We start from the raw sequence: 22036 nt of genomic DNA, 5'->3' as shown, positions 1-22036 counted from the left end.
ATGCTCTTCGGATAGGCAAACCGAGGAGACGCAAATGAGGCGTTCGCCTGCCTTGGCCATGCTGGTCGCCATCGCGGCCGGCGGCCTGCTTTGCGCTCCGATATCCGCCCTGGCCCAGGCTCCTCGCCTGAGCCGGCCTCAGGAAGCTCCCGTCCGAGAGAAGCTCAACGCATGGACGCTGGGGCTAGCGGGCGGGCTGCTCGAGGGGGCGCCGATCCGCTTCGCGGTGGAGATGGCCCGGATCGTCGATGACGGCGAGAACCTTCACGTTCTCCCGATCGTGACCCGGGGGCCGGCCGAGAACCTCGAGGCGCTCCTCTACCTTCGCGGCGTCGACGCCGCGATCCTGAACACGGACTCGCTCGAGCAGTTCAAGCCGCTGGTGCCGAACATCCAGAAGCGGATCACGAGTATTCTCAATCTGTTTCCTTCGGAGCTGCACGTCTTCGTGCGGCCGGAGGTGAATTCCCTTCAGGATCTCGCCGGCAAAAAGGTCAATTTCAACACCCCGGGCACGGCAGCCGCCTATTCCGGCCCGATCATCTTCGACCGCCTGAACGTCGCGATCGAGAAGACCTTCATTCCGCACCAGGTCGCGCTCGAGCAGATGCGCAGCGGCGACATGGCGGCGGTGATCTTCATCACGTCCAAGCCGGTCGACGCGTTCTCGAGAAGCCAGTGGCCGCCGGGATTCAAGTTCCTGCCGGTCGAATACGACAGCCGGTTCCAGGACTACTACCTGCCCTCGACCCTCACCTCGACCGATTATCCCCGCCTCATCGCCGGGGACACGTCCGTGCGGACGATCGCCGTGCCCACCTTCCTTGCCGCCTATAACTGGCCGAAATCCTCGCCGCGCTATCGACGGGTCGCCCGGCTCGTCGACCGCCTGTTCACGCGGATCGGCAAGCTGCAGGAGCCGGGGTTCCATCCGAAGTGGCGGGATGTGAGCCTCGCCGCCACCGTGCCCGGCCTCGACCGCTTTCCGGCTGCGCAGGAGTGGATCGACCGCCCCTCCGGCGCTCCGCGCAGCCAGGACGGAAACACATCCGGGTCACTTCGATCGGGCGCCCCCGGGCTGGTGTCGCAGGGAACGCAGTAATGGCCCCGCCGCAAGACGGGCCGAAAGAGAGTGGAGCGAGGCATGACGAGGCCGTTTCAATCGACGCTCCTGGCATTCGCTGCCGCCGGCCTGCTGCTAGCGGGAGGGGTGTCAGCCCAGCAACGCGGTGTTCAAACCGCCCCCCAAAGTAAGCCGCAGCCTCAGCGGGCCGCCCAGGAAAAGCCGGCATCGGAGATCGTCCACCGGGTCGTCTTCCAGGTGACGCAGAACGACCCCCAGGTCATGAATGTCGCCCTTAACAACATCGACAACATGACGAAATATTTCGCCGACAAAGGCGAGAAGGTCGAGGTGGAGCTCGTGGCATTCGGTGCAGGCCTGCACATGCTTCGGAGCGACACCTCGCCGGTCAAGGCGAGGCTCACCGCCCTGGCTGGCAAGAAGGGAGTCACGATATCCGGCTGTGACAATACGATCGCCAACCAGTCCAAGCAGGAAGACCACCTCGTCACCCTGGTCCCGGAGGCGCGCATAGTGCCGACGGGGATCGCTCGCGTCGTCGAGCTCCAGGAACAGGGCTGGTCTTACGTCCGGCCGTGACGAGATCTGCTCGTGCCCCGACCCCTGGCCGCGCGCTGGCCGATCCTCTTGCTCCTCGTCTTCCAGCAGAGCGTCGCGCCGAACGCCCCGATGGCCCAGCCATCGGCGGCCTGCACGGATTGCGCGACCAGAGTGAAGTCCTGTGTCGAGCGGCACGACACCTGCGCCCTGGAATGCCGAGCCCGGCATTTCGCCATCGATCCCCGCCGGACGGAATGCATCAGGCTATGCGAACAAACATCGCGGCGCTGTCGGGAAGCCATTTCCACGACCTGCCCGGACACCTGCCAGTGAGCACCGAGCCGAACGCAGGGGACGATAAGCCTTCCGAGCCTGAGATTACGCCCGAGGAGGACCCTGAGCGGCTGGAGAGGATCCGCGAGGGAAGACCTCGGATCCTCATCTCCGACGAACACGGCGTGTATCGGCTCGGCCTTTCGCTGACCCTGAAGACCGCCTTCACCGATTGGGATGTCGTCGATGCCGGGTCGCTGACGGAAGCGACATCGCTCATGCGCGAAGGGCAGCCGACGGAACTCGCGCTTCTCGACGTTTCCGGCCCCGGATGGGCCGCGCAGGTGCGCGACGTGCTGAGGTTCGCTCCCGAAACCCGCTTCATGCTCCTGATGCCCCTGAACTCGCGAGAGCTCGTGCTCGAGGCGATCGCCACGGGAATGCACGGCGCGGTGTCGAAGGTGCAGTCCGACGACGAGATCATCCTGGCGGTCTCGGACGTGCTTTCCGGCCGCATCTACGTGCCGCCGTGGATGGCCGATCCGATGGACGACGCATCCGAGAGCGACGACCCGAAGGCGCCCCGCGAGCGTGGCCGGGCCAAGACGCAGTTGTCGCTTCTCACCCCTCGTCAGAAGGAAGTCTTCATCCTCGTCTCGGAAGGCCTGTCGAACCGCGAAATAGCCCAGGCCCTCAATATCTCGGAAGCTACTGCCAAGATTCACGTGGCGGCCGTGTTCCGCACCGTCCGAGTGCGCAACCGGACGGAAGCGGCGCTTCTGGCCCGCAAATGGCTCGAGGGATAGGCCCCCTCGGCGCTCCCCAAGGGAGAGCGCCACATCGGGGGGTAGTCGGTAGATCGATCTATTTAGCCATTACCGACTAAGAGCCTTCGGCCTATAGGCGTTAGACTTTGTTCACTATCGATTGCAATCCGCAACTTAATGTATTATGACTACTTCAAGGGAGCGCGAAGCTGCCTGAGACGAACGTAAGACCAGTAGGTCCAGTACACGTTGTACACAGGGGGAGTGCTATGTGCCGCGCAATAGCCACGTGCATCCTGTCCGAGACGACGCTTTTTAGAGATGGGCTCGCCCAGATACTCCGGAGGAGCCCATTCCGGGTGGTAGCGCAGGCATCGACCAGCAGCCTCCCGAGGCTGCAGGGGGCCAAGGCTCCGAAGCTCTTCATCCTCTCCTACGAGAAGATCGGCGCGCAGGAACTGGCGGTCATCGATGAAATCCGGTCGCTCTACCCCGAGGCGCGAGTCGTCGTGGTGGGGGCGGATCCGTCGATTGACGACATCTCGCAGGCGTTCCGAAAAGGAGCGCACGGGTACCTGCCGAGCTCGATCAACTCGGATGCGTTGGTGAAGTCGCTCGAGGTGGTCATAGGGGGCGTGGTGGTGCTCCCTGGAGCCACGCAGGAGCTGTTCAAGCAGTCCCTGGCCGATGAGATCCGGGCGCCGAGGCTCGTCGAGCCGAGGCCCGTCGTCTCCGCCGGCGACTCGCCACCTCTCTCTGCACGCGAGTTGCTGATCCTCAAGTCCCTCGTCAAAGGCGACTCGAACAAGCACATCGCGCGGCAGCTCGACATCGCCGAGGCGACCGTGAAGGTCCACGTCAAGGCGATCTTGCGCAAGATCCGGGTGCGGAACCGGACTCAGGCCGCGATCTGGGCCATGAATGTCGGCCTTCCCCCGGCGCCCGACACCAACGGCAAGATGGTCGAAGCCGACGCGCGCTGCATCGCTCGGCCTGCACCGGCCCTGATCTCACTCAACTCCTGAACCTGACCTGCGGCTCCCGAACGGGACCGCAGACGGCTTCAAGTCGCTCATCAAGGCGCCGGCAATGCCTGGCGGCTGTCTTGGTCGAGCGGGCATGCCCCGGCCTGATATCGGGCGTTTGAAGCCGCCCGCGGGTTCCTCGCGGGAAAGGCGGGCGAGTGCGGCTGCGGCGCGCCCGCACAGCCCTCATCGTCGCGTCCACGCCCATGCCGACGTCTCCCGCTCCCGAAGAGGGCGCGCGACGCGTGGTGCCGTGCTCGGGACGGCGCTTCCGCCTCCACGGGAGCGGACGGATGGGATGCGCGACAGCCGTCGCGAAAGGGGCGCCGAGCCGGCCTCCGCGGCCGGATTGCGGCCGCCTCAGTCCGCGATCGTTACGACGAGCTTGCCCGTGGCCCGGCGGCTCGCAAGGCGGGCGATCGCCTCCGCGCCCCGCTCGAGCGGGAAGCGCTCCGACACGTAGGGGCGGATCTTTCCAGCCGCGTAGAGCTCGAGAAGCTCGCGATTGTTCTCGGCATTCCCCTCCGGATCGCGGCGCGTGAACTCGCCCCAGAACACGCCGACGACCTGGCAGGACTTGAGAAGCGTCAGGTTCAGCGGAAGGCGCGGAATGCCCGCCGGGAAGCCGACGACGAGATAGCGGCCCTCCCAGGCGATGGAACGCAAGGCAGGTTCTGCGTAGTCGCCGCCGACCGGATCGTAGATCACGTTCGCGCCACCCTCGCCGCAGGCGGCCTTGAACCCGTCTGCCAGCGCTTTCGATTCCTCCTTGGAGGTCGGCGCCGGGCCATAGACGAAGCCGGAATCCGCCCCGTGCTTCTTGGCGAGCGCCAGCTTCTCCTCAGAAGAGACCGCCGCGATGACGCGGGCGCCCATGGCCTTGCCGAGCTCGACCGCCGCGATCCCGACGCCGCCGGCCGCGCCGAGCACGAGAAGCGTCTCGCCCGGCTTCAGCGCGGCGCGGTTCTTCAGCGCATGGTACGAGGTGCCGTAGGTGAGAACGAAGGCCGAAGCCTCGTCGAAGGGCATGGCGTCGGGCATCGCCAGGCATTTCGTGGCCGCGACGACCACCTTCTCGGCCATCCCGCCCGAGAGCACCGAGCCGATCACCCGGTCGCCGGGCTTGAAACCCGTGACGCCCGGGCCGACCCCTTCGACGACGCCCGCGATCTCGGCGCCCGGCGCGAAGGGACGCGTCGGCCGGAACTGGTATTTGTCCTCGATGATCAGGAGGTCGGGGAAGTTGACCCCGCAGGCCTTCACGGCGACCAGGACTTCGCCCGGCCCGGGCTGCGGCTCGGGAATGTCCCTGAGGACGAGCGTTTCGGGCCCGCCGGGGGCCTCGCTGACCAGCGCCTTCATGGATCCCGTCCGCCTCCGTGCCGGCGTTACTTGCCGTAGCCGGGCGCGCCGATGGTCGGCAGCGTGGGAGCGGTCGCGCCGCCATAGACGTCCATGCGACGCTGCGTGCCGTAGGTGTCCCGACCCAGGCTGCCGCTCATGCTGGAGCTGATATCCCCGAGGGCGTCATTGGAGTTCGACTGGCACCCGGCGAGCAGAGAGCCCGCGAGCAGCAGGCCGGCGATGGTGAGGATGCGCATGGGTGCCTTCAGAGCAGGAATCGTCCTCATCTCTTAATCCTCATCGGCCCGCCGGCAAACTGCGTCGGGAGCGTCCGGCCGCAGGGCGGTGCGATGCTGTTGAAGCGCTTCGATATGGTCTTCGGAGGCAAGATCCGGTGTGTTTACCCGCGCCGTCGAAGTCGAAAATCAGTTGATCCCCGGGCCGCCATCCCGCGCGAGAAATGAAGCAGCAACGATAGCAGATTAACCAAGTCTTAACGGCGAACTTCAACCTCGCATCGAAGTTGTTATGGTTGCGTGGATCTGGACAGGTGAGATGGCGTCGGACAACCCTGAAATTCGCAGCGAGCTCCACGCCGCGTGGCGCGCGGTTTCAGACCGGCTCATCACTTGCGGCTATGCTCGTTCGGCGGTCGCCGAGACGATGATGAGCGTAGCGCTGGCGGATCTCGACGAGCTCTATGGGCTGCAGGAAGCCACCCATTACATCCTGAAGACACGCGGCGCGCGTCGAAGGACTATCGAGAGCGAGCCGCGCATCGAGCGCAGGCGGGCCGCATTCGGCTGAGTCCACGGAAGGATCTGCCGCCGAAGCGGCACCGTGGATCGGCCTACACGGCGAGATAGGCTTCCTTCACCTCGGGCTTCGCCTCCAGCTCGGCGATCGTTCCCGAAAACCGCACACGGCCCCGTTCGATGATCACCGCCCGGTCGGAGATCAGGCGGGCGAAGTGCAGGTTCTGCTCGGAGATGACGAGGCTCAGCCCCTCGCGCTTCATGGCCAGGATCGCGGCCGCCATGTCCTCGACGATCTTGGGCGCGAGGCCCTCCGACGGCTCGTCGAGCAGCACGAGCCCGGGATTGCCCATGAGGGTGCGGGCGATCGTCAGCATCTGCTGCTCGCCGCCGCTCATCCGCCCGCCGGGCCGCTCGCGCATGGCGCCCAGGTTCGGAAAGAGCTCGTAGAGCTTCTCGGCCGTCCAGGTCGGCGCACCCTTGCGCGGCGGCTGGCGCCCGACCTCCAGGTTCTCCTCGACGGTCAGCTCGGTGAAGATGCGCCGGTCTTCCGGAACATAGCCGAGCCCGGCCCGGACGATCTCGTGAGTTGGCCTGCCCGAGAGGTCGTGGCCCTCGTAGACGATGCGGCCGGAGCGTCGCTCCAGCAGTCCCACGAGCGACTTGAACGTGGTCGACTTGCCCGCGCCGTTGCGCCCGAGCAGCGCCACCACCTCGCCGTCGCCGACGTTCAGGTCGAGGTCGAACAGGATGTGCGCCGGGCCGTACCAGGCGTTGAGATTGGAAACCTGGAGCTTCATGCCGCCGCTCCCGCCGGCGCGTCGTGGTAGAGGTGGCCCTCGCCGAGATAGACGGCCCGGACCTTCGGGTCGCGCCGGACGGTCTCCGGCGTGCCGGTGGCGATGATGCGCCCGCGGTCGAGCACCATGATGCGGTCGGCATGCTCGAAGACGACGTCCATGTCGTGCTCGGTGAAGAGGATGCCGATGCGGCGCGCCCTCGCGATCTCGGCGGCGAGCCGCATCAGCTCGACACGGTCGCCCGGCGCCATGCCGGCCGTCGGCTCGTCCATCAGGAGAAGCGACGGGTCGTTCGTCAGCGCGACGGCGAGCTCGAGGCGCTTCAGGTCGCCATAGGCGAGTTCGCCGGAGGGGCGATCGGCGGCCTCCTGCATGCCGACGAGGGCCAGCAACTCGTCCGCCTCCCGGGCGTAGGAGCGGGTCGCGAAGCCCACCATCCTGCCGAGGGCGCCATGGCGGGCGAGAAGCCCGACCTGGACGTTCTCGCGCACCGTCATGGACCCGAAGGTCGCCGTGATCTGGAAGGTGCGCCCGACGCCGAGCTTCCAGACCCGGCGCGGATCGAGCCCCGTCGTATCCTGGCCTTCGATGCGGATGCGCCCGGAATCGGCCTTCACCTGCCCGTTGAGCATGTTGAAGCAAGTGGACTTGCCCGCGCCGTTCGGTCCGATCAGCGCCAGGAGCTCGCCCCGCTCCAGCGTGAGCGAGACGTCCTGGACGGCCTTCACGCCGCCATAGGCCTTCGAGAGGTGCTCGACGGAGAGGAGAGAGGCAGTCATTCGGCTGGCCCCAGGGCGGCCTTCGCGAGCGGCGCAGGGCGGCTGGCGCGGAGCCGCGGCAGGATCGCCTGGAGCGAGCCGACGATGCCGCGCGGGAAGGCCACGACGAGGATCACGATCAGCATCCCGAGGACGAGCTTCGAATAGTCGGTCTGGCTCATCAGGAGCACGCTGAGCGCCCGGTAGACGGCCGCGCCGACGACGGCGCCGGACACCGTCTCGACGCCGCCGAGCAGCACCATGACGAGGCCGTCGACGGAGAGCGGAATGCCGAGATTGTCGGGGAAGACGCTGCCCTTGAGGTAGGCGAAGAGCGCGCCCGCAAGCGCCGCGAAGCCGCCCGCGATCACGAAGGCCGTCCATTGCACGCGGCGCCGGCCGATGCCGATCGCCTCGGCCCTCAGGGCCGAATCCCGTACGGCACGGAGGGCGTAGCCGAAGGGCGAGAAGATGACCGCGCGGATGGCCGCAACGCCGATCACCGCGACCGCCAGGGCGATCCAGTAGAACACGGCCGGGCTGGAGGCCCAGCTCGGCGGCCAGATGCCGAGGAGGCCGTTGTCGCCGCCGGTCACGCTCGTCCACTGGAAGGCGATCGACCAGGCGATCTGCGCGAAGGCGAGCGTCAGCATGGCGAAGTAGACGCCGGAGAGCCGGACGCAGAACCAGCCGAAGATGGCCGCGCCGAGCGTGCCGAGCGCGACCCCGGACGCGAGCGCGGCCGGGAAGGGCAGGGCGAGCGATTTCGCCGCCAGGGCCGCCCCATAGGCGCCGAGGCCGAAATAGGCCGCATGCCCGAAGGACGCGATGCCGCCCGCGCTCATGATGAGCTGCAGGCTCGCGGCGAAGAGCGCGAAGATGAGGATCTCCGTCCCGACCGACAGGAGGTAGCTCCCGGTGACGAGCGGCAGCAGCGCCGCGACGGCGACCAGAGCCGCAACGCCGATCTGCTCATTGCGCGAGAAGGGGCGCCAGGGCCGGATCAGCCCGCCGACGGCCGTGCGCTGCGGACCCTCGGGTTTCCCGAACAGCCCGTAGGGCCGGACCACCAGCACCACGGCCATCACCAGGAAGACGAGCACGAGCGAGATCGTCGGCATGATGAGGATGCCGAAGGCGTTGAGTTCGGAGACGAGGAGGGCGGCGAGATAGGCCCCGCCGACGCTGCCGAGCCCGCCGATGACGACGACGACGAAGACCTCCACGATGATGCGCAGGTCCATCGTGTGGCTGACGGCGTCGCGCGGAAGCTGGAGTGCGCCGCCGAGCGCGGCCAGGAACACGCCCAGCGCGAAGACGCCGGTGAACAGCCAGCGCTGGTTCACGCCGAGCGCCGCGACCATGTCGCGGTCCTGCGTCGCGGCCCGCACGAGCACGCCGAAGCGGGTCTTGTGGAAGAGGAGCCAGAGCCCGCCGAGCACGATGGGCCCGAGGGCGATCAGCAGCAGGTCGTAGCTCGGGACGGACTGGCCCATGATCTCGACCGATTGCCGGAACCCCGGCGCACGGCGGCCGACCAGGTCCTCCGGCCCCCAGATCAGCACGGAGAGATCCTGGACGATCAGGGTTACGCCGAAGGTCGCGAGCAGCTGGAACAGCTCCGGCGCACGGTAGATCCTGCGCAGGAGCACGATCTCGACGATGGCACCAATGACGGCGACGGCCAGCGCCGCGGCGAGCAGCCCGCCCCAGAACCCGAGCGCGCCCGACCAGCGTTCGGTCAGCGTGTACGCGATGTAGGCGCCCAGCATGTAGAACGCGCCGTGAGCGAAGTTCACGATGCGCGTCACGCCGAAGATGATCGACAGGCCGGACGCGACCAGGAAGAGCGACGAGGCGCCCGCGAGGCCGGTCAGGAACTGGACGACGATAAAGTCCACGAACTACTCCCAGGCTTGTCATGGCCGGGCTTGGCCCGGCCATCCCGATGCGTGTTGCCGTTCCGATCGGGGTCGCCGGGACAAGCCCGGCGAGGACAGCGTTGCGTCAGCTCTGCGGCCGCATCTTCTTCACTTCCTCCTCGCTCGGGAGGTAGTCGGCGCCGTTGCGGTAAATGCTGTCGACCATGACGCCCCGGCCGTTCTTCACCGCGGTCTTGCCGACGAAGGCGCCGAGCGTCGCCTGGTGGTCGGCGGCCCGGAACATCGACTTGCCGAAGGGCGTGTCGAACTCGACCCCGCGCGCGGCCTCGATCATCTTCTCGGTATCGGTCGAGCCCGCCTTTGCGATGATCGCGGCAGCCGACTTGATCAGGGCGTAGCCGACGATCGAGCCGAGGCGCGGATAGTCGTTGAACTTCGCCTGATACGCCTTGAGGAAGGTGTCGTGCTCGGGCGTCTTCACGCTATCCCAGGGATAGCCCGTGACGATCCAGCCCTCCGGCGTCTCCTCCTTCAGCGGGTCGATATATTCCGGCTCGCCCGTCAGGAACGAGACGACGGAGCGGTCCTTGAACAGCCCGCGGGAATTGCCCTCGCGCACGAGCTTCACGAGGTCGGGCCCGAAGGTGACGTTGAGGATCGCGTCGGGCTTCAGGGCGGCGATGGCCTGGACGACCGGGCCAGCATCGATCTTGCCCTGCGGCGGCCATTGCTCGCCGACCCACTCGATATCCGGGCGCTTGGCCGAGAGGAGCTGCTTGAAGACCGCGACCGCCGACTGGCCGTACTCGTAGTTCGGCGCGATCGTCGCCCACTTCTTGGCCGGGAGCTTTGCGGCCTCCTCGGCCAGCATCGCGGCCTGCATGTAGTTCGAGGGCCGCAGCCGGAACGTGTACTTGTTGCCGGCCGACCAGACCATCGCATCCGTCAGCGGCTCGCCCGCGAGATAGAAGACCTGCTTCTGCTTGGCGTAGTCGGCAAGGGCGAGGCCGACATGCGAGAAGAACGCGCCGGCCAGCATGTCGACCTTCTCGCGCGAGACGAGCTCGTTGGCGGCCGTCAAGGCATCCGCCGGCTTGCCGGCATCGTCCTTCGAGATGACGACGAGCTTCTTGCCGAGAACGCCGCCGGCCTTGTTGATCTCCTCGACGGCGAGCTGCCAGCCCTTGCGATAGGGCTCCGTGAAGGCAGGCAGGCCGGAATAGGAGTTGATCTCGCCGATCTTGATCTCGCCCTGCTGGGCGAGCGCGGGAGCCGCGGCCCCGAGCGTGGCGGAGGCGGCGAAGGCCGCCAGCCATACTGATCCTGTCTTCATGCCCCTGTTTCCTTCTGGTTAGATGCCGATTGGAGCCCGTGAGGGCTGTTACCGCAACCCGTCCTCGCCCTTTACCTCAGCCACCGTCAGCCCGCCCACACGCGGCAGCGGGCGCCCCGAATCCGTCACCGCGACCGCGACCACGATCTCGTTCGCCCGCGGCGCATCCGCGACCCGGATTTCCATGCCGTCGAAGTGGCTGCGCACGAAGGCCGCATCCTTATGGCCGAGCGGCACGTCGAACGGCACCCCGGGTCCGCCGCGCTTCTTGGACGACGGGATCAGCGCAGCACCTTTCCCAAGCACTTTCCGGGCCGGGGCGCCGAGCTTCGGGTGAAGGATCGCGGCCGCATGCTCCAGCTCGCCGTTCTCTCCGACCGCAGCCGCCTTGCCGTAGCTCTGCGCCTTCGCGCCCTCGATGCCGAGCGCGGCCACGGCGCGCTCGGTCAGAAGCTGTCCGAGCTCCTCGCCGACATCGACCAGCTCGGACAGGTCCTCGACGTAGCGGCCGGCATAGGGGTTCTCGACCACCGCGACTGCCGCGGCCCGCCGCGTCGGGGGCGAGACGGGCTGGCCCATCTCGGTGAGCGTCTCCTCGACCACGGTCACGATCTTGCGGATCCTGGCTTTCATCACGCTGCTTCCAATGCCTGTGTCGCGCCCGAATGCACGTCACTGGTGAGTGCGGTTCTTCCCTGAAGGTGCAGCGCCGCCGCCCGGATGAGGCCGCGCCCGATCAGCTGCTCGGCACGGGCGAGGCCGCGCGCCAGCGCCTCGTCGGTCTCGCCCGGGGCGAGGGCGCCGACGCCGCGCGTCACTGGGAGGTCGCCGAGGTCGGAATCGTTCTGCACCTCACGGGCCGGGAGGCGGGCGACGGCCGGATGGCCGGGCAGGTCCACGGCGTTCGCCACGATCGTCGCGGCGGCATCGGCCTGCGCGGCCGGGTCGGCCAGGATCGTGACGGCGTCCGCGATCCCGAGCGAGAAGGAGCGGCCGCGCCAGCCGCTCGTCGCGATCCCGCGTACCGGATCGCCGGACCGGATCGTGGCCGAGCCGAACAGGCCCGGGCGGTCCGGCCGGTCGACGAGGCCGATCCGCAGGCTTTCGCCGGTTGCCAGATGAAGGGCGATGTCGCCGCCATTGTTCACCGATGCGCGTGCGAGCGGCGCCGCCGCGACCATCGCGCCCAGGATCTCCTCCGCGACGCTCCCCGCCACGGCCGCCATCGGCGTGATGAAGCATCCCTCGCCATAGGGCGACACCGCCGCCTGCATGCGGCGCGCAACCGGGCCCGAAAAGCGACGGCTGCGATGGAAGGGAGCTCGCAACTCACCGAGCTCGGCGCAGAGCTCGTCGAGCACCGTCTCGAACCGCCGGATTGCTGCCGCATAGGCGGCCTGCACCCCGGCCGGCGACCCGACGGCCTCCAGGACGAGATCGATCGGGCCGTCCTGCAGGTGCAGGCGGCGACCGTCCGGGAGCATGCGGGCCTGCGCTCTCATCCGGCGAGCCTGCGCGGGTCCGACGGGCCGAGCGGCCAGGGATTGTCGCTCCGCGGCCGCACCGAACGGCGCTCGGGGGAGAGCCCGTGCGCCTCCGAGAGCCGCCGCACCTCGCTCATGTGGCCGCCCAGGCGCTCGTAATCCTCCAGCCGCAGCGTGAATTCGATCGGGGCGACCAGCGCCGGTGTCGGCACGTAGCCGAAGGCGTTCTCCGGCACGCGCGTGACGTCGACCATGAAGGTGATCCCACCGCCCGGCCAGACATAGGTCGGCGCGCCGCCGCAGGTGACGAGCGTCAGCGTGTCCTTCACCGAGCGCGTCAGCCGCACGGGATTTTCCGTCACGCCGGAGCGCAGCGAGCCGCCGGCCCCGGCCATGAAGAGGACCGTCGAGAGAGCGGGCTCGCAATTCTCCCGGATCAGCTCGACGGAGCGGCGCAGCTGGTCCGGCATCTCGGTTTCGACCGGGCGAAGCGCCTCGTCGAGGACGAAATAGGCCGAATGCTCGCCCGTGGTGGAGGTCATCAGCATGGTCAGCCCGGGCCTCGCGACCTTGGGGTCGAAGGGCTGGAGGATCGAGAGCGGGTCGGAGATGTCCGTGCCGCCCCAGCCCGTCCCGGGCTCCGCCACCTGGAAGTAGCGGCCGGGTGTCGAGCGCCGCCCCTTGATCTTGATGCCCGTATCCGGAATGCCGAGCACCTTGCCCGCCTGGTGCTCGGACAGGATGCCGGTGATGTGGTCGTCGACCACCACCACCTCGTCCACGAAGCCTTCCCACTGCTTGGCGAACATCCCGATCGTGGCCGAGCCGCACCCGACCCGCATCCGCTCCTCGAGCTGGCCGTTGACGAGAGGCGGCTTCCCGGCCTGGACGGTGAGGTTCGAGCCGCCGTCGATCGTGAGCTCGACCGCCTGGCCGTTGCAGAGCGCCAGCAGCGTGTCGCAGGTGACCCGGCCTTCCTTCTTCGAGCCGCCGGTCAGGTGATTGACGCCGCCGAGCGACAGCATCTGCGAGCCGTATTCGCCCGTCGTCACATGCCCGACCGGCTCGCCGGCGGCCCGCACGAGGGAGCGCTCGGGGCCGAGATGGCGGTCGGTGTCGATCTTCACCTTCACGCCGCAATACGAGAAGATCCCTTCGGTCACGACCGTGACCATGTCGACGCCGTCCACCTCGGAGGCGACGATGAAGGGTGCGGGCTTGTAGTCCGGATAGGTCGTGCCCGCGCCGATCGCCGTCACGAAGGTGGTGGGCTCGCCGACGACGCGACCGTCCCAGGCATCGGCATTGGCCGAGAAGGGCACGATGTTGCCGCCGGCCTCGACGACACGCTCCAGCACCACGTGCGGGTCGACGCGGATCAGCTCGCCATCCTGGTTGGCGTAGCGGTCGCACGCCCCGGCCTGGCCAGGCCGGATGTAGCACATGACCGGGCACGCGTCGCAGCGGATGCGGTCGTCCGCAGGCTTCGGGGCAGGGGGGCTGAGTTCGGCGCTCATGGCGACACCATCCCTCCCCCTCGAGGGGAGGGCGGACTCGGCGAAGCCGAGCCGGGTGGGGGGAGTGCCGGACTTGGCGCGACGGCCGGGGCGTCCTCGTCCCGCCCCCCACCTCGGTTCGCGCCTTCGGCGCGACTCGGTCCTCCCCTCGAGGGGGAGGACATCGCGGCCCTGATCGCCGCGAGCACGCGGTCCGGGGTCGCCGGGACCCGGCGGATGCGGGCCCCGGTCGCGTCGTGGATGGCGTTGAGGATCGCCGGCGCGGTCGGGATGAGGGCCTGCTCGCCGATCCCCTTGGCGCCGAACGGTCCGGCAGGCGAGGCCTCCTCGACGAGGATGGATTCGACCGGCGGCACGTCGCCGGCGCTCGGGATCAGGTAGTCGTGCAGGTTCTCGCCGCGGCCGGGATGGAACTCCTCCATCAGGGCGAGGCCGAGCCCCTGGGCTACGCCGCCCTCGATCTGGCCTTCGACGAGGGTCGGGTTGATGGCACGCCCGACATCGTGCGCGGCCGTGATCTTGAGCACCTTCACGGTGCCGAGCCGGGTATCGACCTCGATCTCGGCCAGGTGGGCGCCAAAGCCGTAGAGCCCGTAGGGCTCGCCCTGTCCGTCGGCATCGAGCGGGGTGGTCGGCGGATCGAAGCTGCGCTCGGCAGAGAGGACGTAGCCATGCTCGTCGGTCTCGAGCTCCGCCATGGGAATGCGGCGCGTATGGTCGCCGTCCTGCACGCAGATCTCGCCTGCGCCCGGAACGATGCGGGCCTCCTCGCCGGCATTGGCGAGCCGCAGGATCTCGGCCCGGAGCGCCCGTCCGGCGAGCTCGGTCGCCTTGCCGGTGATGAAGGTCTGGCGCGAGGCGGAGGTCTTGCCGCAATCCGGCGTCAGGTCCGTATCGGCCGACACGATGTCGAAAGCATCGAGCGACACGCCGAGCGCGTCGGCGGCGATCTGCGGGATGATGGTGTTCGAGCCCTGGCCGATATCGACCGCCCCCTGATGCAGGGCGATGCGTCCATCGGGCCGGATGCCGATGCGCATCGTGGAAGGGTTCGACATGGAGGTGTTGCCGCAGCCGTACCACATGCCCGCGACGCCGACGCCGCGGCGAAGGTGGCTTGCCCTCCCCCTCGTGGGGAGGGCCGAGTCGCGCGAAGCGCGATCCGGGGTGGGGGGCGAGCCGGATGAAGACCGGCAGCGGGCGTCTTCCGGCCCCCCACCCCCTGACCCCTCCCCACGAGGGGGAGGGGAGGTCGCGAGCTGGTCGTTGACGGCAGCCAAGTCATTCCACGCCGCCGCCTCGCGCCGCGCCCGCTCCCAGTGCGGGCGGAGCGCCTCGAGGCAGGCCCGGATGCCGACGCCTTCCCCGAGGATCTGCCCGGTGACGGTCGGCTGGTCGCCCGTGAGGGCGTTCAGGATCCGGAATTCGAGCCGGTCCATGCCGATCCCGTCGGCGAGCTCGTCATAGAGCTGCTCGACGGCGACCGAGGCCTGCGGCACGCCGAAGCCGCGGAAGGCGCCGGCCGGGACGAGGTGCGTGTGCACGGCCCGGGTGAGGGCGCGGTAGTTCGGCACGAGATAGGGGCCGGAGGCGTGGACGGGCACGCGGTTCGCGACCGTCGGGCCCCAGGATGAATAGGCGCCCGTGTTGAAGTCGCCGGCGAAGTCGAGCGCGACGATCCGGCCATCCTTCCTGGCGGCGGCCCGGACCTGCATGCGGCCAGGGTGGCGCTTGGTGGTCGTCATCATGGATTCGGGTCGGGAATAGGTCATCCGCACGGGCGCGCCCAGCGTCCAGGCCGCGAGTGCCAGGAAGGGCTGCACGGAAAGGTCGAGCTTGGTGCCGAACCCGCCGCCCACCGCGGTCGGGATGACGCGCACCTGCTCCGGTTCGATCCCGAGGATCAGCGCGACGTCGTCGCGGTCCATGTAGGGCGATTGCGTGCAGGCCGCGATCTCGACCCGGTCGCCGACCCGGCGCGCCCAGCCCGCCTCCGGCTCGATCGGCGCATGTTCGACGAAGCCGGTCTCGAACTCGCCCTCGACGATCGCATCGGCGGCGGCCAGGCCCTCCTCCACGTCGCCGCGGACGACCCGGCCCCGGACGAGCACGTTCCCGGCCCGCTCCGGATGGACGAGGTCGGCGCCGGGCGCGAGCGCTGAATCCAGCGTCGTGTGGGCCGGGAGCGCCGTCCAGGTCACCGGGAAGGCGGCGAGGTCGAGAGCCTCGACGGTCTTCGCGTCTCCGACGATCGCGGCGACCGCCTCGCCGCGGAACCGCGCCTCGCGCTCGGCGAAGGCGGGCTGGTCGGCGAAGGGCGGGATGACCCCGTAGCGATTGCGGCCGGGGACGTCCCGGGCAATGAGAACCGCTGCGATGCCGTTCGCGGCCGCATAGGCTTCGAGGTCCTCGAATGCGAAGGATGCGCGGTGATGGGGGCTGCGGATGACCCGGAGCACGAGCGCGTCGGCCGGACAGGCATCGGCGCCGAACGGGTCGCGGCCCTCCACCTTGCGGACACCGTCGAGGCGCTCGATCCGCGCGCCGACCGCCGCGCCGGCATCCGGGGCGGGGCAGGCAGGGCTGCCTGCATGGTCGAGAACGGCGTCGATGATCTTGCGATAGCCGGTGCAGCGGCAGAGCACCCCGCCGATCGCGTCGGCGACCTCCGCCTCGGACGGAGAGGCGTTGCGCTCCAGCAGCGCCGTCCCGGCCACGATCATGCCGGGCGTGCACATCCCGCATTGCGCCGCGCCGTGGCGCAGGAAAGCCCGCTGCAGCGATTGAGCCGTTTCGCTGGCCTCGGTGAGGCCCTCGATCGTCGTGACGTTTCGCCCGTCGGCCTGGCCGCAGGCGACGAGGCAGCCGCAGACGGGCTCGCCATCCAGCAGCACTGTGCAGGCGCCGCAATCGCCGGCATCGCATCCGACCTTGGTGCCGGTGAGCCCGAGTTCGTCCCGCAGCACCCGTGTCAGCCGGGCGATGGGCGGCGAGGCGCTCGCGACGGGCCGGCCGTTCAGCACGAATCCGATCGGTTTGCCCTCATGCCGCATGGGCGCGCTCCTGCAGGCAGAGGTCGAGCGCGCGGCCGACCAGTTCGTGCGCGGCATCGAGGCGGTAGGAGGCGCTGCCGCGCACGTCGTCGATGGGGGAGAGCCCGGAGAGATGCTCCGCCCGGACAAGCGACACGAGCCCGGGTCCGGCGAGCCGGCCCACGAGCTCCGCCTCGAGGGCCGGCAGCCGCTGGGCCACGGCCGAGCAGGAACCGACCGCAAAGGCGGCCTCCCGGATACGGCGTTCCCCATCCGTCGCCAGCCTCGCGGCCACCATGGCGATCGAGATGACGAGGTAGCGTCGCGCGCCGAGCTTCACGAAGGCGGAGCGGCCGCCCGTCCGCGCACGCGAGACGATCACGGCCGACAGGATCTCGTCCGGGTTGCGCGCCGTCCGGCGATTGCCGAGCACGAACTCCCCGAGGGGCAGCCGGCGAAGGCCGGCGCGGCTGGCGAGCTCCACCTCGGCATCGAGGATTAGGAGCGGCGGCACGCCGTCCGCGGCCGGGGAAGCGTTGCAGAGATTGCCCGCGATCGTCGCCACGTTCTGGATCTGGACCGAGCCGACTTCCCGCGCGGCCGCCCGCAATGCGTCGAAAGCCGGGGGCAATTCGGCCCGGGCGAGCTCGGACCAGGTCGTCCGGGCGCCGATGCGGATCTCGCTCTCGGTCTGGACGATGCCTCGCAGCTCCTCCACGCCCGAGATGTCGAGCACCGTCTCCGGGGCGGGACGGTCGACGAGGGCCGGAAACACGTCGGTGCCTCCGGACAGGATCTGCACAGGCCGCTGCGCGAGGACCTCGCAGGCTTCGCTCAGCGTACTCGGTCGAAGATACATGACCGGCCGGCCCCGAATTTCATTTGTACACTAACAATCTTCCGCCGCCTTGGGGCGGTGTCAAGCGACCCGGCAGCCCGACTTTCGGGCGACGTGCTGCCTCTTGGGGCAGTCCCGCCCGGCGCGTCCCAATCCTGAACTCTCCGCCGAAGGCGCATTCACCAAGCCGTTAGCCCGGCCGTGCGATCCTGCCGTCTCGAAGCCCGCATAGCCCCTGGGGCTGACCAGGAGGAGTGTTCGCCATGGCTTCCCTGAAGATCGCCGCCGCGGCCGCAGGCATCGCCGCGGTCACGATTGCTGCTAGCATCCCGGCCGAGGCCGGCGGCTATTACGGCCGCGGCTGGAGCCCCGGCGCCGCCGCTGCGGTCGGCATCCTCGGCGGCGTGGCCGCCGGTGCCGCGATCGCCTCGGCTGCGCGTCCGGCCTACGGGCCGCCGCCGGCCTATTACGCCCCGCCGCCGCCGGTGCCCGTCTATGGCGAGTGCTACGTCGTGCATCGCCGCGTCTGGGTACCCGGCTGGGGTTGGGACGTGCGCCCGCGCGAGATCTGCGACTAGGCCGATTTCCACTCGGGGCCGGACCGCAAGTCCGGCCCCGAAACTGCAGGTACCAAGACCAAAAGCCTAGGCTCGATGACCGCAATCGCGCTTGTCATGCGGTGATATTGGTCCTTAGTTGCTCCGATAACCGGCGGAAATAACTGCCGGAGATCAGGAGGAAACGGATGACCGAGCAGAAGGGCAGTAGACGCAAGTTTCTGACGGGGGCAGCGGTCGCAACGGCGGCCGGCTTGGCGGCGCCGACGGTCGCCAAGGCGCAGGGCCCGATCAGCATGCGCTTCCAGAGCACCTGGCCCTCCAAGGACATCTTCCACGAATTCGCGTTGGATTACGCGAAGAAGATCAACGACATGACCGGCGGCGACCTGAAGATCGAGGTCCTGCCTGCCGGCGCGGTCGTCCCCGCCTTCGGCCTGCTCGACGCCGTGTCCAAGGGCACGCTCGATGGCGGCCATGGCGTGATGGTCTATCACTACGGGAAGCAGACGGCGCTCGCGCTCTGGGGCTCGGGCCCAGGCTTCGCGATGGACGCCAACATGCTGCTCGCCTGGCACAAATACGGCGGCGGCAAGGAGCTTCTCGAGAAGCTCTACAGCTCGATCGGCGCGAACGTCGTGTCGATGCCCTACGGTCCGATGCCGACGCAGCCGCTCGGCTGGTTCAAGAAGCCGGTCGCCAAGGCGGAGGACCTGCAGGGCCTCAAGTTCCGCACCGTCGGCATCTCGATCGACGTGTTCCAGGGCATGGGCTCGGCCGTGAACGCCCTGCCGGGCGGCGAGATCGTCTCCGCCATGGATCGCGGCCTGCTCGACGCGGCCGAGTTCAACAACGCCTCCTCCGACCGCGCGCTGGGCTTCCCGGACGTGTCGAAGGTCTCGATGCTGCAGAGCTACCATCAGAACGCCGAAAGCTTCGAGGTGCTGTGGAGCAAGGCGAAATTCGACGCCATGCCCGAGAAGATGCGGGCGATCATCCTGAACGCGACCGAGGCGGCCTCGCAGGACATGGCCTGGAAGGCCATCGACCGCTATTCGAAGGATTATGCCGAGCTCGCCCAGGGCGGCGTGCGCTTCTACAAGACGCCGGATGCGATCCTGAAGAAGCAGCTCGAGGTCTATGACGACGTCGTGAAGAAGAAGGCGGGCGAGAACGCGCTGTTCAAGGAGATCCTGCAGTCGCAGCTCGCCTTCGCGCAGCGGGCGACGAAGTGGGAGCAGGACACGGTCGTCAACCGGCGGATGGCCTACGACCACTACTTCGGCCAGAACGCCGCCGCCAAGAAGATCTAAGCCAGGTTTCGGGATGGCGGGCGCCGCTCGGCCGATGGTCGGGCGGCGTCTTTCGCTACGGAAGCCTCAGCAGTGCGACAGCCCGGATGAATGTTCAGCGACTGATCCATGGCGTCGATGCCGTCAGCACCTTCGTGGGCAAGGCCGCGGCCTGGCTCATCATCGCCCTGATGCTGCTGGTCTGCGCGGAAGTGTTCAAGCGGTACATCTTGAACATGCCCACGGCGTGGATCTTCGACGCCATGAACATCCTCTACGGCACGCTCTTCATGCTGGCCGGGGCCTACACGCTGGCGCAGAACGCCCATGTTCGGGGCGACTTCCTCTATTCGTCGATGCGTCCCCGCACTCAGGCAGCGCTCGACCTCGTGCTGTATCTCGTCTTCTTCGTGCCTGGGATCCTGGCCCTGCTCTGGGCCGGCTACGATTATGCAGCCTTGTCCTGGCGCATCGGCGAGCACTCGACGACGACCGCGGACGGGCCGCCCATCTATCACTTCAAAGCGATGATCCCGATCTCGGGTGCCCTGATCCTGCTCCAGGGCGCGGCCGAGATCGTCCGTTGTCTCGTCACGCTCAAGACTGGCGTCTGGCCATCGAGGCTGAAGGATGCCGCCGAGATGGACGTGATCGAGGAGCAGCTTTCCCAATCGACCCTGGTCGATGACGACACCCGCCGTGCGGCGATCGCTCGCGCACAGAAGATCGACGAAACCGCCCGTCAACGCGGCATGGGCAGCGAGCTCCAGTCATGATCGGCGATCCCGCGCTCGGGCTTGTGATGCTCGGCCTCATCGTGGTCGCGATCATGATGGGGTTCCCGACGGCCTTCACGCTGATGGGCCTCGGGATGATGTTCGGCTTCTACGCCTTCTATGTCCCGGGGCAGGCGCTACTCGACAACCGCATCTTCGATCTGATGGTCCAGCGCACCTACGGTGCGATGACGAACGACGTCCTGATCGCGATCCCGCTCTTCGTGCTGATGGGCTACGTGATGGAACGCGGGGCCCTCGTCGACAAGATGTTTTACTCCGTGCAACTCGCCTTTCGGCGAGTGCCGGCCTCGCTTGCCGTCACCACGTTGGCCGTCTGCGCATTCTGGGGCATGGCGACGGGTCTGGTCGGCGCCGTCGTGGTCCTGATGGGGGTGGTCGCGCTCCAGCCGATGCTGCGCGCGGGCTACGATACGCGGATCGCGGCGGGGGTTATCACGGCCGGCGGGACGCTCGGCATCCTGATCCCGCCCTCGGTGATGATCATCGTCTACGCCGCGGTCGCCGGCCAGTCCGTCGTGAAGCTCTATGCGGCCGCGATGTTTCCCGGCCTGTTCCTGGCCTTCCTCTACATTCTCTACGTGATCGGCCGGACGATGCTGAACCCGTCGCTCGCTCCGGCGCTGCCGGAGGAAGCGACGCGCATTCCGGTCCCCGACTGGATCCGCCGCTTCCAGACGGTCTATCCGATGAACATGGTGCGCGGACTCGCAGCCGCGCTGGCCTCCCCCGCGAAGGCCTTGTCGATCAGCACGGATGCGGGCCCGATCCGTTATCGGCACATCGTGGGGAACTTCGCCGCCAGCCTCATTCCGCTAGGGCTCGTGGCCGGCATTCTGAGCCTCTGGTGGTGGTACGTCGTCGTCTATCCGTTCGCGCGCGTCGAGGAAGTGCCGGAAGGCCTCGAACAACTCGGAGCGCCCGCCGCGGCTCCCGTCGCCGCCGAGGTCAGCGTCTCCACCACATTCTACGTGACGTTCGGGGTCCTGGCGGTCGTCGCCGTCCTCGCGCTCGCTCGCTACTACGCCCGGATGACGGCCGAGAAGCTGCAGGTCGTGAAGCTGCTCTCGAGCTCCGTCCTGCCGATGGCGATCCTCATCGCGCTGGTGCTCGGCGCGATCCTTCTCGGAATCACCACCGCGACGGAGTCGGCCGCGATCGGTGCAGCCGGCGCCTTCTTGCTCGCCCTCTTCGCCCGCACGCTGAACTGGAAGCGGACGAAAGAGGCCGTTTTTCTGACCGCCAAGACGACGGCGATGGTGTGCTGGCTCTTTGTCGGCTCGGCACTCTTTTCCGCCGTATTCGCGCTCCTTGGCGGCCAGGCGCTCCTGGAGCGCTGGGTCCTGTCCCTCGACCTCACGCCGACGCAGTTCATGCTCCTGTCCCAGGCGATCATCTTCATACTCGGATGGCCGCTGGAATGGACGGAGATCATCATCATCTTCGTTCCGATCTTCCTGCCGCTGCTTCAGCATTTCGGCATCGATCCGATCCTGTGGGGCGTCCTCGTCTTCGTGAACCTGCAAGCGGCCTTCCTGTCGCCTCCCGTGGCAATGTCGGCCTTCTATCTCCGCGGCGTCGCGCCGCCGCACGTCACGCTGAACCAGATCTTCGCTGGCATGATGCCCTACATGGCCGTCGTCGTGCTCTGCATGATCATCATTTATCTCTGGCCCGGCATGGCTCTCTGGCTGCCGGAATACCTGTACGGGAAATAGGGACCGGCCCTGTCCGGTCCAGCCGGATCGGGGCAGTCTGGGGCTGCGTAGTTCGAGGTTGATACCAAGACTATCTAGGTCGAAGAGCGGAGAACAACTGCGGCGTGATCTCCTGATATCCGGTTTTGCGACCTGGTATCCGGCTGATAGATCGGATTTGCCTCAGCTTACTACCAAAGCACTCGCCTCGAATCGAAGGATCCATGCGATCGAGGAGCCCTCTCTGATCCGCTGAGGTG

General features: G+C 68.0%; 20 protein-coding genes. 9 read left to right on the top strand and 11 right to left on the bottom strand.

Translation table 11 applies throughout. From position 1 onward, the window contains the following. Nucleotides 1-34: 34 nt before the first annotated feature. The 4 genes from ACO2SS_RS24960 (at nt 35) to ACO2SS_RS24945 (ending at nt 3689) form a co-directional block, all read left to right on the top strand. Entirely contained in the window at nt 35-1102 is a 1068-nt protein-coding gene (locus ACO2SS_RS24960) for a TAXI family TRAP transporter solute-binding subunit (protein ID WP_423280566.1), read from the top strand. Nucleotides 1103-1144: 42 nt separating this feature from the next. Next, nucleotides 1145-1663, top strand: a complete 519-nt coding sequence (locus tag ACO2SS_RS24955) for a hypothetical protein (RefSeq protein ID WP_423280565.1) — start codon at nt 1145-1147, stop codon at nt 1661-1663. A 227-nt stretch (nt 1664-1890) separates the two neighbouring features. Continuing rightward, nucleotides 1891-2703, top strand: a complete 813-nt coding sequence (locus ACO2SS_RS24950; protein WP_423280564.1) for a LuxR C-terminal-related transcriptional regulator — start codon at nt 1891-1893, stop codon at nt 2701-2703. Between the two features lie 320 nt (nt 2704-3023). Then, the gene (locus tag ACO2SS_RS24945) at nt 3024-3689 is read left to right on the top strand and encodes a LuxR C-terminal-related transcriptional regulator (RefSeq protein WP_423280563.1); all 666 of its coding nucleotides are present in this window, start codon (nt 3024-3026) and stop codon (nt 3687-3689) included. Nucleotides 3690-4049: 360 nt separating this feature from the next. Here ACO2SS_RS24945 and ACO2SS_RS24940 read toward each other — a convergent pair whose 3' ends face one another. Further along, nucleotides 4050-5051 carry an NADPH:quinone oxidoreductase family protein gene (locus tag ACO2SS_RS24940; protein ID WP_423280562.1) on the bottom strand — a complete coding sequence of 334 codons (1002 nt, stop codon included), beginning with the start codon at nt 5049-5051 and terminating at the stop codon, nt 4050-4052. Between the two features lie 26 nt (nt 5052-5077). Further along, nucleotides 5078-5320: a hypothetical protein gene (locus tag ACO2SS_RS24935; RefSeq protein ID WP_423280561.1), complete on the bottom strand. Its 243-nt coding sequence runs from the start codon at nt 5318-5320 to the stop codon at nt 5078-5080. Nucleotides 5321-5588: 268 nt separating this feature from the next. On the opposite strand from ACO2SS_RS24935, the gene ACO2SS_RS24930 reads away from it, so the two are divergent. Continuing rightward, entirely contained in the window at nt 5589-5840 is a 252-nt protein-coding gene (locus ACO2SS_RS24930; protein WP_423280560.1) for a hypothetical protein, read from the top strand. 43 nt (nt 5841-5883) lie between these two features. On the opposite strand, the gene ACO2SS_RS24925 is transcribed toward ACO2SS_RS24930, so the two are convergent. The 9 genes from ACO2SS_RS24925 to ACO2SS_RS24885 form a co-directional block, all read right to left on the bottom strand. Then, nucleotides 5884-6588: an ABC transporter ATP-binding protein gene (locus tag ACO2SS_RS24925; protein ID WP_423280559.1), complete on the bottom strand. Its 705-nt coding sequence runs from the start codon at nt 6586-6588 to the stop codon at nt 5884-5886. Then, on the bottom strand, nt 6585-7367 hold the full coding sequence (locus tag ACO2SS_RS24920; protein WP_423280558.1) for an ABC transporter ATP-binding protein: 783 nt from the start codon (nt 7365-7367) through the stop codon (nt 6585-6587). Before ACO2SS_RS24920 ends, ACO2SS_RS24925 begins: the two co-directional genes overlap by 4 nt. Beyond that, nucleotides 7364-9247 (bottom strand): ABC transporter permease, encoded by a 1884-nt coding sequence (locus tag ACO2SS_RS24915; protein WP_423280557.1) that lies wholly within the window; start codon nt 9245-9247, stop codon nt 7364-7366. The genes ACO2SS_RS24920 and ACO2SS_RS24915 overlap by 4 nt, the downstream gene beginning before the upstream one ends. A gap of 106 nt (nt 9248-9353) precedes the next feature. Continuing rightward, nucleotides 9354-10562 (bottom strand): ABC transporter substrate-binding protein, encoded by a 1209-nt coding sequence (locus tag ACO2SS_RS24910; RefSeq protein ID WP_423280555.1) that lies wholly within the window; start codon nt 10560-10562, stop codon nt 9354-9356. A gap of 48 nt (nt 10563-10610) precedes the next feature. After that, nucleotides 10611-11195 carry an amino acid synthesis family protein gene (locus tag ACO2SS_RS24905; protein ID WP_423280554.1) on the bottom strand — a complete coding sequence of 195 codons (585 nt, stop codon included), beginning with the start codon at nt 11193-11195 and terminating at the stop codon, nt 10611-10613. Next, nucleotides 11195-12064 carry a UPF0280 family protein gene (locus ACO2SS_RS24900; protein ID WP_423280553.1) on the bottom strand — a complete coding sequence of 290 codons (870 nt, stop codon included), beginning with the start codon at nt 12062-12064 and terminating at the stop codon, nt 11195-11197. The genes ACO2SS_RS24905 and ACO2SS_RS24900 overlap by 1 nt, the downstream gene beginning before the upstream one ends. Then, the gene (locus ACO2SS_RS24895) at nt 12061-13563 is read right to left on the bottom strand and encodes a 6-hydroxynicotinate reductase (protein ID WP_423280552.1); all 1503 of its coding nucleotides are present in this window, start codon (nt 13561-13563) and stop codon (nt 12061-12063) included. The genes ACO2SS_RS24900 and ACO2SS_RS24895 overlap by 4 nt, the downstream gene beginning before the upstream one ends. Beyond that, on the bottom strand, nt 13560-16616 hold the full coding sequence (locus ACO2SS_RS24890; RefSeq protein ID WP_423280551.1) for a molybdopterin-dependent oxidoreductase: 3057 nt from the start codon (nt 16614-16616) through the stop codon (nt 13560-13562). Before ACO2SS_RS24890 ends, ACO2SS_RS24895 begins: the two co-directional genes overlap by 4 nt. Beyond that, nucleotides 16606-17454 (bottom strand): FAD binding domain-containing protein, encoded by an 849-nt coding sequence (locus ACO2SS_RS24885; protein WP_423280550.1) that lies wholly within the window; start codon nt 17452-17454, stop codon nt 16606-16608. Before ACO2SS_RS24885 ends, ACO2SS_RS24890 begins: the two co-directional genes overlap by 11 nt. Before the next feature lie 242 nt (nt 17455-17696). On the opposite strand from ACO2SS_RS24885, the gene ACO2SS_RS24880 reads away from it, so the two are divergent. The 4 genes from ACO2SS_RS24880 to ACO2SS_RS24865 all read left to right on the top strand — a co-directional run bounded on the left by ACO2SS_RS24880 (nt 17697) and on the right by ACO2SS_RS24865 (nt 21797). Further along, nucleotides 17697-18011 carry a hypothetical protein gene (locus ACO2SS_RS24880; RefSeq protein ID WP_423280549.1) on the top strand — a complete coding sequence of 105 codons (315 nt, stop codon included), beginning with the start codon at nt 17697-17699 and terminating at the stop codon, nt 18009-18011. Between the two features lie 167 nt (nt 18012-18178). Then, a complete protein-coding gene (locus tag ACO2SS_RS24875) occupies nt 18179-19303 on the top strand; it encodes a TRAP transporter substrate-binding protein (protein WP_423280548.1) in 1125 nt (374 codons plus the stop codon). 86 nt (nt 19304-19389) lie between these two features. Continuing rightward, nucleotides 19390-20058: a TRAP transporter small permease subunit gene (locus ACO2SS_RS24870; protein WP_423280547.1), complete on the top strand. Its 669-nt coding sequence runs from the start codon at nt 19390-19392 to the stop codon at nt 20056-20058. After that, nucleotides 20058-21797, top strand: coding sequence for a TRAP transporter large permease (locus tag ACO2SS_RS24865; protein WP_423280581.1), 1740 nt, complete (start codon nt 20058-20060; stop codon nt 21795-21797). Before ACO2SS_RS24870 ends, ACO2SS_RS24865 begins: the two co-directional genes overlap by 1 nt. Nucleotides 21798-22036 lie beyond the last annotated feature (239 nt).

The sequence above is a fragment of the Enterovirga sp. CN4-39 genome, assembly GCF_049446235.1.
Taxonomy (GTDB): domain Bacteria; phylum Pseudomonadota; class Alphaproteobacteria; order Rhizobiales; family Beijerinckiaceae; genus Enterovirga.
Note: the sequence above shows the minus strand (reverse complement) of the source record. Positions and strands in the feature narration are given on the sequence as shown.